The sequence below is a fragment of the Okeania sp. SIO3I5 genome, assembly GCF_010672085.1.
GTDB lineage: Bacteria > Cyanobacteriota > Cyanobacteriia > Cyanobacteriales > Microcoleaceae > Trichodesmium.
Window position 1 is genome coordinate 1 of sequence record NZ_JAAHHT010000200.1, and the last position, 17,447, is coordinate 17,447.

Genomic DNA, 17,447 nt, shown 5'->3' on the forward strand with positions numbered 1-17,447 from the left:
AGTAGAAAGTAATGTGAAATTGCCGGGAGTTGATGAGTTGAGATATCAAAATAATCAAGTTGATGAGGCAGCTTATAATAGTGATGAATTAATGTTAGTGAAGTTACGTTATAAGGAGCCGAAGGGTACAACTTCTGAGTTAATAAAACAGGCAGTTGTTGATAAGGGAGTGAGTTTAGATGATGCTTCAAATGATTTTAAATTTGCTGCTGCTGTTGCTCAGTATGGGATGGTTTTGCGAGATTCTGAATATAAAGGTGATGCTAATTTTAATGAAGTGTTGAAGTTTGCAAATGAGGCGAAGGGTTTAGATTTAGAAGGTTATCGGAGTGAGTTTATTAATATGGTTGAAAGTAGTCAGAAATTGATGGAGAAAAAGTAGATGAGGAATTTTAGGTAAAAGATTCCTCATCTTAGATTAATGTATACCACAAATTGTGGCTTTTATCCCGCTACTCCTTTAAAAAGAGAGTGCGGGATTTTTGATTGGGCTGTTAATTCAAGAGCTTATTTGTTGTTCTTTTTCATTACTGGAACAAGTACCTTAATTAATTTGGCGATCGCTCCAATTAGAACCGATGTTGCCAAGATAATGCCAACTGGGCTATTACCGTCAGGCAAATCAGGTAAAACCCTTTGGTTTTCTGTTGAATTAGAGGGCTGCGTAATTACGACTTTTTCAATTTTTTCAGTGTTCATAATTTTATTTTTGTCGAATAACGTTTGTATTTTTAGTATGGCTCGAAAAAATAGAAATAAACTTTGTTTTGTAAGCTTTCTATGCTTGACTTATGAGTGTTTTAGTCATTAATTTTTGCTTTTCTAGAAGGTGTAAAAATAACTGAACAACCTATGCTGAAACTAGGAATATCTTCAAAAGTAAAACTTGCAGAAATAGCTCAATTATCTTGCAGTAGAATAAATAAATTTTTCACTCAAAATCCTGAAATGTTTACTGTGTAAAGGTTTGGCTCTGATGGTCTTGTAATTGCCTTATAGTTGTCTTATGATTGCCAGAACACTTTAGTTATTTTAGGATACCTCTAGTCCAATAACCTTATTATGATTATGAGCAGCACAGGCCAAGGTAAAAGAACTCCGATTAACAAACAGACTTATATTAAAGCAGATAATGAATTGATAGAAAGAGCCGAAAAAGCTATGGAAAAACTAAAAATTGATTCAAAAATTCAACTTGCAATAAGAACCGAATTATCTCCCAGTACAATAAATAGATTTTTTCAAAAACAGGCAATTCGGCCTGATAGTTATAATCAAATATGTGAAACACTTTCGTTAAACAAAAAAATAGTAATAGGAGAAGAAAAATTTGACTTTACAATTAGTGGTAGGATTGATAAAAAATTGATAGAAGAATTAAAATGTACTGTTGAAGTTTTACGAAAATTAACTGATGGTGACTTGTCTTTTCTAACAAAAGAAGACGAGGAAGAGGATATGGAATAATACATCATAATTAGTTCAGATGGAGGTTATGCTCAACATATAATTAATCTAGCTATGAGCAACACAGGCCAAGGTAAAAAAACTCCGATTAGAAGACGGATTTCTGTTAGTGCAGATGATGATACAATAGAAAAAGCCTACGAAGCTATCATAAAACAAAACATTTCTTCAAAGCGTAACCTTGCAAAAGAAAGTGGAATATCTTCTAGTACAATAACTAATTTTTTTGCTCAAAAGCCGATTTTACTGGATAAGTATAATAAAATACTTGAGACATTAAAACTTGGAAAAATAGAAACAAAGGAATCAATAGATAAATCAAAAGTTGTCTTTACAATTACTGGCCGTATTGATGAAAAACTTATAGAAGAAGTTAAATCTATTATTGAAGTTTTACGAAAATTAACTGATGGCAATATTTATTGTTCCGGCATTGAGCTAGGTAGTATTAAATTAATTTTAGAAGGTTCTCAATCAGCACTAGAAAAAATAGAACAACTTTTTCAATCAGGGGAATTAAATCAGAAAATTGCTGAACAAAATCTGGATATAACAGTTGAAAATGTCAGTTTTAGGGGTACTAAATTTTTGGGGAAGCCACAATTAGCTGTTATCATTCCTGGGGATTATAATCAAGCCGATATAAATACTTTAAAATCCGAATTTATAGACACTTCAGCCAACAATATATTTAAGCAAATACCACTAGCACAAATGCTTTTACTTTTATTATTATTTTTCTTCTTGGCAGTGCCTCTTATTATAGAAGGAATTTTTCCAATAATCTTTCAAGATACACCTAAAATAGAAAATAAAAGATGAATATGATTCATGTATAAATTACTTTTTAAATAAATCAGGCGATCGCTAGTTTTATCATCAAATTTTTCCCAAGACCAATTCAACTTAAATCGTTCTTGTTTAATTAAGTCAAACTTTAGCAAATCAAAATTTATAGATGGCTAAAAAAATCCAAAAGTTAGGACAATTTTTAGTTTGCCCTAACCAACTGCCATAAAACCTCACTCCTCCGGATCGATACCCATCGCTCTTAACTTTTCTGCCAATTTTTCAGCTCTTAAACGTTCTTGTTCAGCTCTTAAACGTTCCTGTTCAGCTTTTTGACTTTCTTGTGCCAATAATAATTCTGTCGTTTCCAACCTTTCTTCACTTGTACATAACAAATTACCTTCACTATCCCACCAACGTAACCAAGGTAGTTCCAGATTTTGATACCTACCAGACCAAATTCCTAACTCTACTCCTAATGCTGGAATTGGATAATGATCCCGCTCATTTGCTTCTACTAATTCATATTTAGTTCCTGTCAACTTATAAACTTCTACTCCTGATTTTTTTACTTCATAAATAGCATAAAAAGGTGGTCGAATTATCTGCTCATAAACCCAGAATTTACCAGGTCTTTGTTTTGATTCATTTTCCCCTCTAATTAGGGGTTTTTTATCTCTTTCTTCCGAACCATCTCCCGATACAAATTCTATAACAATTAATGGTGGAATAAGTTCTTGCCACAATACATAAGAACGACGAACTTCACCATTTAATGTTGGTGGAACATTAGGAATATAATACCAATCTGGAGAAACAGCACCTCGTTCTAAAGGTTCCGCAATTCGCCAATAAATTCCCGAATCTTGACCTATACAATATTGTTGGTCTGGATGAATTTTTTCTAATACAGGTTGAATGGAATCTGTTAATAAAATGCTTTGGGGATGCTCCTGAAAATTCTTCACAAAAGTACCGTCTGATTCTGGTAATTGAGTATGGTCTGGTAGAGATATTTTGATGTTAGGTCGATTGGTACTAATAGTCATATTTTTAGTTAATAATTAACTTCAAGTTAGTAATCAAAACTGCTCATATTTTAATTATATCAATCCTAAATGATTTGTGAAAAAAACTGTAGGGGTAATGTAGGGGTTGGGTTGATAAATCCATTTTTAGCTTGGGGAAAGGAGACCAAACCCCTACGATAAAATCTGAAAACCTATTTAGAATTTCTATAACTAATTTTCTGTAAAAAAACGACTAACTGAAACAGAAATATCTGGAAATGCTAAAGGATTAATTTTTCCTTGCCGAAAAATAACTTCCGACTCATAATTATCTGTTTTAGGATGTCGAAAAACATAAATTTGCTGATTTTCTACGTCTACTACCCAATATTCTAAAATTCCTGCTTGTGCATAAGCTTGCTTTTTTTCTCCTAAATCATAAGCTAAAGTGGTATTAGCAACTTCTATCAACCAAAAAATATCTTCAGGATATGGATGACGTTGACGATAATTATTTCTGGGTAGACGAACAATAGCAATATCGGGTTGAGGTTCAGAATTAGAAAGAGTAATAGGATGTGCTTCTCGAATATAAGCTGAACTTTTTAGCAGAGAGCGTAAATATTCAACAGTAGTTTCTGTAATGTGAGTATGTATCGGACTTTCCGGTGACATTTCTACTATTTCTCCATGCAAAAGTTCTGTCTGTCGGTTAATTAATATTCCGGTATTAATGAGATGATGATATTCTGCAACCGTCCACTTCAATAAAGTTTTCATTTGACTAAAACTTTGGTAAGATTTTTGAGTGTTTAAATAAGCAAAACTTGGGATGATTTATTATATTTATTATATTTATTCTACTCTTCCTAGAAGTTTATTTTAACCTAATGCCATGATACACCTAAAATGTAGGCTCTTGTAGAACGAAATGAAACCTAACAAAAACAAACAAAACCTTAGCGTTGTTGGGTTTCGTTCCTCAACCCAACCTACGCTTATTGAACCATTTTAGTTATGTCGGTTTAGTAGTATTAAATTAAATTTTTCGAGGTGAAACCCAACAAAACCAAACAAAACCTTAGCATTGTTGGGTTTCGTTCCTCAACCCAACCTACGCTTATTGAACCATTTTAGTTATGTCGGTTTAGTAGTATTAAATTAAATTTTTCGACTGGAAATTTTATGTTGTTACCTAAAAAATTTCTTGTGGCATATTTAGTAGCGATCGCCACTTTTTAATTCTTGTGATTTTAATTTAGTAGCTGTCTGAAAATAACCTGAACATTTTTTTATCGAAGTCTAGACAGGGTTTGGAAACCAAACCCCTACAGAATTAAATTAGGGAAAATTTATTGATAATTTCTGCTTTCTATTGACCAATAAATCAGGTTTCAAACCTCTAAATTCAGAGGTCGGTACTGATAACTGAAATTACCGAAAAAATCAGGCTTAAAGCCTCTCCTTTTAAGGAGAAAAAAAGAAAAAATTCCTTTTAAGCAATCCTATTCTTAAAAAGAAGAGGTAATAATTAATTATTAATTATTAATTATTGAATTATGGTCTATGACTGCGACGAATTTCTGTAATTTGATCTGCTATCTCCAGAATTTCTGCCGGCATATTTGGTCCTGTCAAAATTACATCTAAATTACGAGGACGCTTTTCCAGAAAATCTAACACCTCACTCTCAGGAATTAAACCAAAATTTATAGCTAAACTCAGTTCATCAAGAACTACTAACTCATACTTTCCTTCGTATACAACTCTTTGAGTATAGTGCCATAAATCTAGCAGTGACTTTTTCTGACTTTCGTCTACATCCGACGTATCAATACAACCAGGAAAGTCGCAGCGAACCCAATCTAGATGTTGCCCTAGTTCTACCGGTTGTTTATGTCCTTGATTGATTCCCCCTTTAAGAAACTGTACAATTAATACAGGTGTACCTTGGCCAGCTATCCTCAAAGCTTGAGCCATAACATCAGTAAAGAAATTCCGTTGACCACTTGTGAATACCTGCACCAGACCAGAAACTGCGTATGTTAAGTCATTCGGAACGTTTAGAGAAGGGGTTTGTAATTGTGCCACCATTATGAAAATTAAAATTCAGAAATCTATTTTGGGTAATATACTGATTTTTCCAACTTAGTCGTTGGAGTGAAAGCTTGCCCTAAGACAAAGTTCATTTTACAATATATAGTGCTTTTTGGGATTTTACTACAACTTTAACACTATATATATATCCAAGTTTGAGGAAGCAGGGAAAATGAAGTCAGAAGTCGGTAGGGGCGAATGGCCATTCGCCCCTACAGAAGTTGTTTTTGTCAGGGGGATTTTGAGCAACATGGGTTTTATAGAATAATTAAGTATATATTGTGACTAATCAAGTTGAGGAGTTGTGAGATTAATAATTTTAGGTGGTCCAGGTGCGGGGAAAGGAACTCAAGCACAATTTCTATGTCAGTATCTACAGATTCCTTTGATATCTATAGGCGATCTGCTTAGAGAGGCGATCGCTACTCAAACAAAATTAGGCCAAGTAGCACAACCTTTTGTAGAAAAAGGAGAGTTGGTACCAGACCAGACAATGATCCAATTTGTGCGTCAACGACTTTTAGAGTCTGATGTTAGTCAAGGTTGGTTAATGGATGGTTATCCGAGAACAGCTTTTCAAGCAGAGGAACTACATTTTTTACTGGATGATTTGGGAGAAAAATTAGACTGGGCAATTTATTTAAAGGTGTCTGAGGAAAAATTGATGAATCGATGTTTAGAGCGATCGCGTGCTGACGATGACCCAGAAATTGTGCAGCGTCGGGTAGATTTATTTTATGAGCGTACTATTCCAATTTTGGAATATTATCAATATCGCCAAAAATTACTTACTATTGATGGGGAAAAAACAGTAACCCAAGTTCAACAACAAATATTAGAGAGACTTAATTCTTAAGTAATTATCTGTCAATATAGCGCTAGGGAATAGGGAATAGGGAACAGGGAACAGGAAACTATCAAAGGGTTTTAGGATTTAGAACTGTCCTAACCTTTGCTTCGACTGGTATATTCAATTTTTAGATTATCTAAACTTTACCAATTGATAATTAATCTTCAGAGGTTTAAAACCTCTCCTTTTACAGAGAAAAAAGAAATATAGTCATTTAATTTAAGAATGAAACTTTTTTAAGGCTGAAATTATTTTACAGCAAGAAACACTTATCTCAATCTAAAGTGAAACAACTATTAAGATTTCCCTACTTGGTTCAATTCTTTCCGTTTTAAGCAGAGGTAATTATCAATTGTTAATTATCAATTATTAATCATCCATTATTAATCATCCATTATAGCATTTCTCATAAAGATGAGGTACATTTACGATCCCCCTAAATCCCCCTTTCCAAGGGGGACTTTGAAACCTCCCCCCTTTCCAAGGGGGGTTAGGGGGGATCTAAAACTTTATCTCACCAAGGGGACTTTGAAACCTCTCCCCTTTCCAAGGGGGGTTAGGGAGGATCTAAAACTTTATCTCACCAAGGGGACTTTGAAACCTCTCCCCTTTCCAAGGGGGGTTAGGGAGGATCTAAAACTTTATCTCACCAAGGGGGACTTTGAAACCTCCCCCCTTTCCAAGGGGGGTTAGGGGGGATCTAAAACTTTATCTCACCAATTTGAGAAACGCTATATGAATTATCCATTATTAATTATCCATTAAAAATATTATGTCTTGGCAACGTCCCGATGGTAGACAAGCAAACCAATTACGACCTATCAGTTTTGAATTAGATTACACCAAATTTGCCACCAGTTCTGTTTTAACCAAATGTGGTGAGACAAAGGTACTTTGCACAGTCACGATCCAACCAGGAGTCCCAAAATTTTTGGCAGATACAGGTCAGGGTTGGTTAACCGCAGAATATAGAATGTTACCTGGCGCAACTCCCCAACGCCAACAACGAGAATTTATGAAACTATCTGGGCGAACCCAAGAAATTCAAAGGTTGATCGGACGTAGTTTAAGAGCTTCTTTAGATATGAATTTATTAGGGGAACGCACCATAATAGTAGATGCTGATGTTTTACAAGCAGACGCCGGTACTCGCACTACTTCTATTACTGGGGGGTTTGTGGCAGTGGCAAATGCTATTAACAAATTAATAGAGCAAGGAGAGTTGGAGCGATCGCCTATTTTGCATCAAGTTGCTGCTGTATCAGTAGGGTTATTGGAGGGAGTTCCTTATTTAGATTTGAATTACACTGAAGATGTGGCAGCAGAAATTGATTTTAATGTAGTGATGAATGATCGACCTGCTTTAATTGAAGTTCAGGGAACAGCAGAAACAGGTAGCTTTAGTCGTACTCAACTTAATCAAATTTTAGATTTAGCAGAAGCAGGAATTCAAGAATTATTTGTTGCCCAACGTGAAGTTATCTCTCAATAGACATCTCGAGAAAAGAGGGAACAGGGGGCAATAATTTCTAATTCTTGACGATCGCTTACAGCGCTTTTCATTTGGGTAGACCACAGTAGGGACGTTCCATGGAACGTCCCTACAATGTTTTGCTTGTGAAGATGTGGTTCATCAAGAAAGAAAAGCGCTGTAATGAATAGTTAAGTTGCTAATTAGAAAGTTTGAGTAAAGGAAGTCCAAAAGCAATAAGAACACTCACCACTAAACCAGCAAATGCTTTTAAAGCATCACTAAGAATAATTTGAGTTGTATCTTTCATGTCATGGTTGGGGAAATTGTGAGCTATTGCTACTTCTCTTCCTGCTAAAAGACCTAGAAATACCCAAGTTGTACTCATAGGTATCTTGTTCCATTCTTTAAAGAATAACAAAATTAATCCGTAAATCAAATCGACAATTGTTGCTGAACGAATATCTTGAGTATTGGTTTTACTGGTAACTATATGTTGAATTTCTCCACCGTTTCTGTAGAAGACAAATGCCTGTAAAATTAGCATCACAAATATTGAAAAAAATAGCATTGAAGCATCAAGATTTCGTGGCAGATATACAAAAATATTTGCTAAGTCTTGAATTAACCATTGACTCCACAAAAATGCTGTTGATATCCACTGTAAAGATACCCATTGAATAGGTGGTTCTTGATAGGGTGTATTGATAAATTGATTTTCTAAAGATTTTGTCGCCAACTTATAAACAAATATACCTGTTAAAAAAGCAATTCCATATCCAGATAGTGATTTTATCAGCATATCTGTAATATTTTCAGGAGCAAATACTGTGAGAATTAGAAAGGTGGTACTAACAGGAATTCCTAAATTTGTGAGAATAATCAGTACAATCGGGGGAACTATATAAACCCAACTAAAATTTTCAGTAAAAGGAAAATTTTCTAGGCGTCCATAAGTTACATCTCCACAATTTGTAATCCAGCTATAGAGAAAAATTGCTAGTAAAATGGAGGAAGCAAATAACCATAATATCCACCAAGGACGCCCTTGATTAGAACTTAAAAAAGTACCTAGGGTTTGAATCGCATCGTTAGCTATAATTGCATAAGATGCTAGGATAAATCCGACAAACATAAATACATATTGACTGTTCATATATCCCAATATTGAAAATAGGGCAAATGCCTAAAGGGTAGGCTGAGAAATATTTATAACTATGTTAAACTAAGCCTACTCCTGTGTATGAGCTTTATTCTATTATTTTCATTTTTGAAATTATCCATTCTTTACGAGTTTTACCACAGGGTTCACTACTTTGACAATCGTTAATATTGACTTCTTGATAAGTTAATTGAACTTTTTTATTTAAGTAATAATCTTGGTCTGCACAAATTTCAAAGCTAGCTCCGGCATAGTGTTCTTTACCATTTTCATCTATTAAAGTTGCATAGCACATTAAGTCTCCAGTAACTAACTCTTGTACGATTCCTACTTTCAAAGAAGTGTCTTGAGCAATTGCACTTATTGAAACAATAGACAGAGAAATAGCAGTTAAGGAAACAAGAGTCGTGATTTTTTTTAGCATAGAATTTGAGGAATGTAAATATTACTAATAATAGCACAAAAAAAGTAGCGATCGCCTAGAAAAAACTGAGGAAAATAATATTATTTGACGGGGAAAATAATCAAGTTAATCTCTGGTAAACTGAAACATGAAGTATACCCAGAGGGATTATTTTTAAATGACAGAAGCACTAAATGTACTAGGCGAAAAACTAGAAATTTGTTGCACTTCTCCTATGACTGGATTTTATCGAAATGGATTTTGTCAAACAGGAGTATCCGATATTGGTTCCCATGTTGTTTGTGCGGAAGTAACAGCAGATTTTTTGGAATTTACTAAACATCACGGTAATGATTTGAGTACACCCAGACCAGAATATTCATTTCCTGGTTTAAAACCAGGCGATCGCTGGTGTTTGTGTGTATCCCGTTGGAAAGAAGCGCTTGACTCTGGAGTTACGCCACCAGTGGTTTTGTCAGCAACTCATCAAAAAGCATTGGAGGTTGTACCTCTAGAAGTGTTGCAGGAACATTCACTTGTAATTAATTAAATGTGATTAATACAATCTTCAGTGATTAGTAATATCGCTACTTCTGGAGGAGCTATGCTATTGATAAAACACTAATTTTTGCTCGTAGTTGTGCTTCAGCGCTAGAGATATATTTGGCGCTAAAGCGCAACTACAAACAAAGACTTTTTTATAACTAATTATCGGCACATGGAATAACAATAAATAGAAAGGATAATAGAGACTAATGACATTCCATTGTAATTAATTAAATATGATTAATATAGCTAAGAAAGAGTTGGTGCTTGACAGTTACTGATGATGAATTTCAGACTAGGAAATGTTTTTCGTTCCTGTTCCTAGTACAGTGTTCCCAGTTAAGTGCTATATAATCTTCAGTGATTAATAATATCGCTGCTTTTGGGGGAGCTACGCTATTGGTAAAACCCTAATTTTGCTCGTAGTTACGCTTCAGTGCTAGACATATATTTGGTGCTGAAGCGCAACTACAAACAAAGACTTTTTTATAACTAATTATCGACACATGGGATAACAGGAAATAGGAAGGAGAATAGAGACTAATGAGATTCTATGGAACTTCCCTAGCAGATTTTATCTAATCGGTTAAATATCCTTTTATTCACTAACTTTTTCAGCTTCTTGGTTAAGAGAATTATCACCAAATAGTTGAGGAATAATTAACCCTGAATTAGCTTTATATTCTGCAAATTCTGGGTAACGAGATAGAGATTTATCTTTTTTCAGCATATTGGGAATAAATACTCCAGCAAAAAATGCTCCTAGAATTAAATAAGGTAGCCAATGTTGGGCTAACATTGCAAAAGCAAGATAGATAAATACTTCTCCTAAATAGTTAGTATTTCGGCAGCGAGCAAAGAATCCTTCTGTGATTAATCCTGGTTTATATTTGAGGGTATAATATTTTTGAGCATCGCTAGTGTAGTGGAAGAAAATGCCAAAAATATTCAGAGAAATTGCAGCAGCTACTAAAGGTATTGGAGGTTCAGTTCCACTACTAATTAAAATGTAGGGAGCTACCCAATATAAAGATAATAAGCCAAAAGTAACAATGCCTAACCATATAGGATTTTCTTGCTCCCATTGTTTATCTGGATAGATACGGTCTTTTAGTAGCCATAAAATTCCATAGGTACCATGTAGAGCTAAATAAACCCAAGCACCTAAAGTAAAGTTTTGGTAGACTACCATGAGTGCTAATACAAATATGAAGGTAGTAGCTTTATGAAGATTAATTGGATGTTTTATTTTCATAATGAGCGATGGTTATATTTTCCAAAAATGTTGTTTGTCAAGCAGATACTAATTCTACTTGTAGTGAGTTGCCAGACACCTAAATGATGGTTAGCCAAGAATAAAAAATTTAGGGTAAGTCCTCAATAATTTTTGCTTCTATATTAAATCATATTTACGAAAGAGTCAAATAATATTAATTACCCTGTAATAATAGCAGCAATAACAAACACAAATAAAATTACTAAAATCCCCATAATTGCGATACTAAAAATTAACAATAAAGAGATAATCGCCCACATTCTCTGATGTTTTTTAAATTCAGAAATACTTTTCCATTGCCGACTTTTCCAAGCCCACTCATTTCCTTTAAAGCCTAAAACTATTCCTGTCAATAACCATCCCATACCAAAGGTGACAAAACTTAAATCAATCCAAGCAATTAATCCTACCCAAACATGATTAGTTAAACACCAAAAACCAGGCAATAAAAATCCTCCCCAACTCCAACCAATAATTTCTTCTGGTATCTCATTAGAACTCTGCATAATATTCCCTGGTTCTGGAATAGTAACTAAGGCTGTTTTTGTCTCAATTCCTTGATTTTTTTGCTCAATTTTACTCATTTGAATAGGTGCAATAATTTCTGGAGTTGGAGGTTCTAATTGTGCTAATATTTCCTCCGCCGACTGGAAGCGATCGCCAGGAATGGGAGCCAACATTCTATTTAAAATCCCCTCAAATTTCGGACTTAATTTTAATTCCTGACTCCATTGCCACTCCATTGTTTTGGGATTAATTAATTCTGAGGGAAATTTACCAGTCATTAATACTAAAGAAGTCACTGCTAAAGCATATAAATCGCTATGAGGCGCAACAATTCCTAGGCGCATTTGTTCGTCTGGAGCATAACCAAATTTACCTAATTTAGTACCAGCAGAAACAACATTTTGTGAACTATCTGCTTTGTGGGAAACTTCAGCAGCAATTTGTTTTACTCCACCCAAATCTATCAAAACTGGCAACCCATCATCTGCGCGACAAATAATATTATCAGGGGCAATATCTCGATGAATAATTCCTTGACTATGTAAATAATTTAAAACTGGTAAAATAGGTTATAGATAATTATTTAGGTAGTCCTGCATTGTAATGGTGAAAATATATATTTTTTAATTTCTTCCCACACGGACCACACGGACCACACGGATCACACGGACCACACGGACCACACTCTCTCTACCATTCCTCAGCACCACCACCATTATTTATATATAGGCTTAAAAAAGTAGGGACGTTCCATGGAACGTCCCTACTGTAGTCCACCCAAATCAAAACCACTGTATCTTAATGTTATAATATTCCATCGTAGGGGTTTGGTCTCCAAACCCAAACCCAAATAGGATTTGGAAACCAAACTCCTACAGTTTTTTTCACTATAATTTTGCCAATTTAATAATGTAAGTATTAGACATCTCCGATAATCAAAAATTAAATCAATTATCTCGTCTAAATTATCAATTCTTCCCCTCCTGGGAGGGGTTAGGGGTGGGTTAAGTGCTCCCTGCTCCCTCTTTTCCGGAAAGGTCTATTAAGGATGAAATATTAGAATCATTATCCCTAATAAGAATATAGCGTTTCTCAGCAATCGTGAGGTACACCTATCTTTATTTGTTCCTATTCCCTATTCCCTGTTTCCTATTCCCTATTCCCTATTCCCTGTTCCCAGTTAAGTGTTCCCTGTTCCCTAAAACCAAGGAATTTTGTACCTCACGCTTCTTGGGAATTGCTATAGACATATCCAAAAATCAAACAACTTAATCAATTCTTATGGATAGATTATCAATTATTTCTTTTTTCAGTTAAGTGTTCCCTGTTTCCTCTTTTCTGGAGATGTCTAATACCAAGTTTGATAAATATTTGCTACGAATACTGGAACTGTTTCTAGTAGTTGTAGGGGTGATTTCCTAGGTCATGCTCCGCAAACGCGAATCACCCGTACAGTAGAAAGAGCTGTTATGATAATTTTTGACCCTGAAATAATTCGATTCTGCCAAATCTACATCTGACTTTAACCATTTTTTTTGACCAAACTATTCGTAAAATTCTTTTTTCATGCATGGTATAAAAGTATAATTGAAGTTTACTTATATGTTTGAAGTTTGATAATGCCTTTGTTTAGCAGTTATAAACACTAATATATTAGTAGTTCTTAAATACCAATTTATTTTCTTTGGTAAATTGACAATTAAGTTGAGAGAAAATGGATGTTTCAAAAAAGCGATATAGGGTTCAAGAAACATTATCCACAGGGCAGTATCTAATATTAAACTTTTGAGGGAATCCATATATTTTTTTTCCTTACCTTTGTAACGTTCAAATAACAGTTGTAATTTTAAAAATAGACATCAGCAAGTATCCCTCAGCACTCCCCGATCAAGGTTGCAAGTAGGGGGATCTAACTGAAGTCAGAAGTAGGGACGAATGGTAATTCGCTCGTACATTTTTGCTGTGACTATATTAGGACTTACGCAAAGAAACCGGATTTCTCGGATAAATCATTGTTTTGAACAACAGATGTCTACGCTCGTACCCGGTTTCTGGTTTCACCTGCGTAAGTCCTATATATTTGAGAGGAGCGAGAATGTCTGTGCTAGTAATAGCGGACTGCTATACGTAGCACTACGCGCAAGTCAAAAGTCACTCATACAAAATTCAATAACCTACGACTGAGTTTTTGCGTTTATCCCTATGGGAACTCTAGATGCGTAGCACTATGTCCGTACCTTACAGCAGTTTCGGAGTTAGTGAGGTACAGAGTTTGATCACTCTAGTAAATATGGAAGAGAGATTATTTTTCAACTGTACCTCACCATCCTAAAAAGTGTTGTAAATGCGCAGCACTATATCAGTTTCTGCCACAAATTTTATAACCTGCTACTTCTTGCGGAACGTTTCATATTGACGGTTGCTAAAAACAGCGATCGCCAACATAAAAGCATAGCAAGTTCTGCGCAGCACAAATATTGCACCACAAAGAGGCGTTTATTCTGAGCAAGTGTGGAACGCTTAAACTCTTAATTTTTAGTCGATCTTTGTAAACCCAAGCATTCCCAAAAACCAGAGATGCTAAAAATGTCGATCGCTAATTAATACTAGAGTCAGTATGAATAAGTCGGGGTTGAAGAAGGGAGTCAGGAGTTGGTGCGATCGCTTGGAAAATTTCTACCCCTACCCAATTGATACACTGCAAATAACCGCAGTGGGGTTATTCACCCTTTTGGTGCTAGGGAAATTGTTTCCTTACTGCGTCCCGAACATTGCATTCAAGGTCTCTACCTACTCTTTGCTCCCCTCTACCGAAGGTGTTGAAAATCACCAGAGGCGAATAGAGTGACTTCATACCCACAACTAATTCATCTGTTAATCAAGTTAATACTAATACGATTTTACTGTTTCCAATGGAAATAACTTTTTCCCATTGGGTAGCTATTTGAGCAACCAATATACTACCAACCTTCCAAACAACTACTGAAAAGAAAATTGTTAGAAGTAACGTTTTTTCAATGGCTTAAAGAACAGATAAAAAGCTTAATTTCCATAGTAAATGTGTTTAATTTTTTCACAAAATAAAGCTGATTGCTGACTGCTAATAGCTGAATGCTTACCTTAGCTAGAGGTACTGATAACTGATAACTGATAACTGATAACTGAAATGACTTCTTGCCACTTTCTTGACTGAGACTGACGGAATAATTTCATGGTTGGATACCAAGGAGTATTTTCTCCTTTTTGTAACCAACGCCAGTCGGAATTCAAACATAATAAAGTCCATACATTTTTACCTAATGCTCCTGCTAAATGTGCGACGGAAGTATCAACAGTAATTACTAAATCTAGTTGTTCTATTACTGTTGCTGTATCGGCATAATTGTTTAATTGAGAACTTAAATCTTCTATTTTAATATTGCTAGAAAGTTGAGTTAATTCTTGGCTGCGTTCTCCTTTTTGCAGACTATAAAATTTGATTCCTGGTACTTGCAAAATAGGTAAAAAGTCTGTGAGTTTACAGGAACGATTAGAATCGTTTTGATGAGTAGGACTACCACCCCAAACAATGCCTACTTTATATTCAGTATTGGTAAGATTTATATGATTACTATTTGTAGATTGGAGATAGGGAATATCGGCAGGAATTGTTTCTAAAGTTGTGTCGAAAATATAGGGCAAACTCATTAAGGGTACATAGATATCAAATTCTGATAATTGTAGTTCTCCGGGTGGCATTAATTTATCAATTCCTGGCACATTTTTAAATAGAGAAATTAACTCTGGCGGACATATTAATATAATGCTTTGACAACGTTTTGCTGCCCAAGGAATATAACGGATAAATTGAATAGCATCTCCTGCTCCTTGCTCCGTATGAATTAATAAATTTTTATTGCTAATATCTTCCCCTTTCCATCGGGGATGAGGGCATTGAAAGGGAGTAAATTCTGCTGTTTGCCACCGCCATTCACATTCTGCAAATCCTCGTTTTAAGTCTCCATTTTTCAATAATGTCATGCCTAAATTAAAATGTGCTTTGGCAAAATTACCGTTGAGATTAATTGCCTTTTCATAATGTTGAATTGCTCTTTCTAATTCACCTTTTTGACTATAAGCATAAGCAAGACTATTATGAGCATCGGCATTATCTGGTTCTGTATTAATTACCTGTTGTAAAAGATTAATTGCTGCTTCATATTGTTGATTGTCTCCTAAAGCTACTCCCAAATTATATTTAGCTCTTGTCAAATCTGGTTGTAACTTCAAACATTCTTGATATGTAGCGATCGCTTCTACTAATTTACCTTCTTGATATAGTTGATTTCCTTTGGTTAAATGAGTCTCTGCCATAGCTATTTCTGAAGTTGGTTTGACTGTTTCTGCTAAAGCTTCGTCGGGTAAAACATAGGAACTTGCTAATAAATTTTCATCCCATTCAATAATTTCTGGGAAACGAATATTTGGCAAAACTGCGACAGAAAATATTTCCTGAACCCCAGCTTCAAATCTTAAAAAAGCGACAGTTTCTCCAGTCAAAATATTTACTACCCAAACCCCACAAATTCTTTCTTGAAGTTGAGTAATTGGCATTCCACTAAAAACGGCAGTTTCTCGAACTTGAGACAAACCAATAAATGCTAAATTTCCCCAAAAATCTATACCGCGAGTAAAGCCTGGTAATTTAGCAATTGTTTCTAATTTTCTCTGGTTTAAATCGACTTTTGCCAAGCTACCATTGCCCGATTCTAATAACCATAATTGTTCCTGATACCATCTCGGAGAATGGGGCATAGATAAACCCCGCATTAATATTTCATTTGTTTCTATATCCATTAATATTCCACCATTAGCTTGATTCTTTCTCCACCCTGCTGAAGTATCAGTTTCTCCTAAAGCTGTGACATATTTTGGTCGATCATTTTTTAAACATAATCCATTCAAATGACAGCGGTCTGTTAAGTCATATCCAGTGATAAAAGGAGGTCGCCATCTAGGCACGAAACTATTAGGATGACCGAGAGTACAAAGGCAAGAAAAACGAGTATTAATAAACCATAATTCATCTTTTGCCCAAGCCATTTCGTGAATATCAATATCTCCAGTTATATGAATATTTCTGGGTAAATAACAGGCGTCATGTTTGCCTCGCGGTTCTATTTTTTCTGCTACTGCTGGAACATTGCGAAAATCCCAAATTTGATAAGCAGTTCCCAAGGCAATTTTTTCGCGAGCAGCTGCTAATCCCATAGGTTTATTAAAGGTGCGAAAATGAGTATTAATTACCCCATTATCGGGACGCAATACGATTAATTTACCTGCTTGATAAGTGGAGACGACTAAAGAGATTCCTAACTGGTCTAAAATTTGGGGAAAATTGTTTGTATGTACGCTTCTTAATAAATAATTGTCGGTATTAACAGGAGCATTAGTTTGATTTTTCATTGTCAGGCGATCTAAAGTTAGGGTCAAAATAGGTATAAATTTATTAAACAGTGAATTGAGGTAAAAATCCGGATTTTTAGCAAAAATATATTAACTTTAGACTTGAATGGTAGGGTATTTTAGCGGAACAAAGTGGAGCATAATGCACCGCTTTTATAAGGATTTAACTTTACGTGATCGAGAAAATTGTCAGGACACAGATAATGCCGATAATCGTCACAAACATTACTGAACTATTATAGCGTTTCTCAGCAATCGTGAGGTACACCTATCTTTATTTGTTCCTATTTCCTATTCCCTGTTTCCTATTCCCTATTCCCTATTCCCTGTTCCCAGTTAAGTGTTCCCTGTTCCCTAAAACCAAGGAATTTTGTACCTCACGCTTCTTGGGAATTGCTATACTACTAAATAATATATGTTTAAA

Annotated in this window: 15 protein-coding genes; 6 read left to right on the forward strand and 9 right to left on the reverse strand. The window is 35.0% G+C overall.

Annotated elements, in window-relative coordinates; genetic code table 11:
- Nucleotides 1–382: YfbK domain-containing protein (locus tag F6K40_RS30405; protein WP_293141330.1), on the forward strand; the 382-nt coding region annotated here is incomplete at its 5' end.
- Between the two features lie 125 nt (nucleotides 383–507).
- Here the strand turns inward: F6K40_RS30405 and F6K40_RS30410 are convergent.
- The gene (locus F6K40_RS30410) at nucleotides 508–699 is read right to left on the reverse strand and encodes a hypothetical protein (RefSeq protein WP_293141332.1); all 192 of its coding nucleotides are present in this window, start codon (nucleotides 697–699) and stop codon (nucleotides 508–510) included.
- Between the two features lie 363 nt (nucleotides 700–1,062).
- Here F6K40_RS30410 and F6K40_RS30415 point away from each other — a divergent pair, with 363 nt between their 5' ends.
- Both F6K40_RS30415 and F6K40_RS30420 read left to right on the forward strand, forming a co-directional pair.
- Entirely contained in the window at nucleotides 1,063–1,467 is a 405-nt protein-coding gene (locus F6K40_RS30415) for a hypothetical protein (RefSeq protein ID WP_293141333.1), read from the forward strand.
- Nucleotides 1,468–1,521: 54 nt separating this feature from the next.
- Complete coding sequence (locus F6K40_RS30420) at nucleotides 1,522–2,289, forward strand: hypothetical protein (protein WP_293141335.1); 768 nt, start codon at nucleotides 1,522–1,524, stop codon at nucleotides 2,287–2,289.
- Nucleotides 2,290–2,489: 200 nt separating this feature from the next.
- On the opposite strand, the gene F6K40_RS30425 is transcribed toward F6K40_RS30420, so the two are convergent.
- The 3 genes from F6K40_RS30425 to F6K40_RS30435 form a co-directional block, all read right to left on the reverse strand.
- Nucleotides 2,490–3,305, reverse strand: a complete 816-nt coding sequence (locus tag F6K40_RS30425; RefSeq protein WP_293141337.1) for a Uma2 family endonuclease — start codon at nucleotides 3,303–3,305, stop codon at nucleotides 2,490–2,492.
- Between the two features lie 192 nt (nucleotides 3,306–3,497).
- Nucleotides 3,498–4,046: a Uma2 family endonuclease gene (locus F6K40_RS30430; protein WP_293141339.1), complete on the reverse strand. Its 549-nt coding sequence runs from the start codon at nucleotides 4,044–4,046 to the stop codon at nucleotides 3,498–3,500.
- A gap of 777 nt (nucleotides 4,047–4,823) precedes the next feature.
- Entirely contained in the window at nucleotides 4,824–5,360 is a 537-nt protein-coding gene (locus tag F6K40_RS30435) for a P-loop NTPase family protein (RefSeq protein ID WP_293141341.1), read from the reverse strand.
- Nucleotides 5,361–5,667: 307 nt separating this feature from the next.
- On the opposite strand from F6K40_RS30435, the gene F6K40_RS30440 reads away from it, so the two are divergent.
- Nucleotides 5,668–6,219 (forward strand): adenylate kinase, encoded by a 552-nt coding sequence (locus F6K40_RS30440; RefSeq protein WP_293141343.1) that lies wholly within the window; start codon nucleotides 5,668–5,670, stop codon nucleotides 6,217–6,219.
- Between the two features lie 766 nt (nucleotides 6,220–6,985).
- Nucleotides 6,986–7,705 (forward strand): ribonuclease PH, encoded by a 720-nt coding sequence (gene rph, locus F6K40_RS30445; protein WP_293141345.1) that lies wholly within the window; start codon nucleotides 6,986–6,988, stop codon nucleotides 7,703–7,705.
- A gap of 178 nt (nucleotides 7,706–7,883) precedes the next feature.
- On the opposite strand, the gene F6K40_RS30450 is transcribed toward rph, so the two are convergent.
- Both F6K40_RS30450 and F6K40_RS30455 read right to left on the reverse strand, forming a co-directional pair.
- Nucleotides 7,884–8,840: a hypothetical protein gene (locus tag F6K40_RS30450; protein WP_293141346.1), complete on the reverse strand. Its 957-nt coding sequence runs from the start codon at nucleotides 8,838–8,840 to the stop codon at nucleotides 7,884–7,886.
- A gap of 94 nt (nucleotides 8,841–8,934) precedes the next feature.
- Nucleotides 8,935–9,270: a hypothetical protein gene (locus F6K40_RS30455; RefSeq protein ID WP_293141348.1), complete on the reverse strand. Its 336-nt coding sequence runs from the start codon at nucleotides 9,268–9,270 to the stop codon at nucleotides 8,935–8,937.
- A 157-nt stretch (nucleotides 9,271–9,427) separates the two neighbouring features.
- Here F6K40_RS30455 and F6K40_RS30460 point away from each other — a divergent pair, with 157 nt between their 5' ends.
- Nucleotides 9,428–9,799 (forward strand): DUF2237 family protein, encoded by a 372-nt coding sequence (locus F6K40_RS30460; protein ID WP_293141350.1) that lies wholly within the window; start codon nucleotides 9,428–9,430, stop codon nucleotides 9,797–9,799.
- 594 nt (nucleotides 9,800–10,393) lie between these two features.
- Here the strand turns inward: F6K40_RS30460 and F6K40_RS30465 are convergent.
- From F6K40_RS30465 to F6K40_RS30475, 3 genes are all read right to left on the reverse strand, one after another.
- Entirely contained in the window at nucleotides 10,394–11,050 is a 657-nt protein-coding gene (locus F6K40_RS30465) for a DUF1295 domain-containing protein (protein WP_293141352.1), read from the reverse strand.
- A gap of 179 nt (nucleotides 11,051–11,229) precedes the next feature.
- Nucleotides 11,230–12,144 carry a protein kinase domain-containing protein gene (locus F6K40_RS30470; RefSeq protein WP_293141356.1) on the reverse strand — a complete coding sequence of 305 codons (915 nt, stop codon included), beginning with the start codon at nucleotides 12,142–12,144 and terminating at the stop codon, nucleotides 11,230–11,232.
- A gap of 2,554 nt (nucleotides 12,145–14,698) precedes the next feature.
- On the reverse strand, nucleotides 14,699–17,050 hold the full coding sequence (locus F6K40_RS30475; protein WP_293141354.1) for a TIGR03032 family protein: 2,352 nt from the start codon (nucleotides 17,048–17,050) through the stop codon (nucleotides 14,699–14,701).
- Between the last annotated feature and the right edge of the window lie 397 nt (nucleotides 17,051–17,447).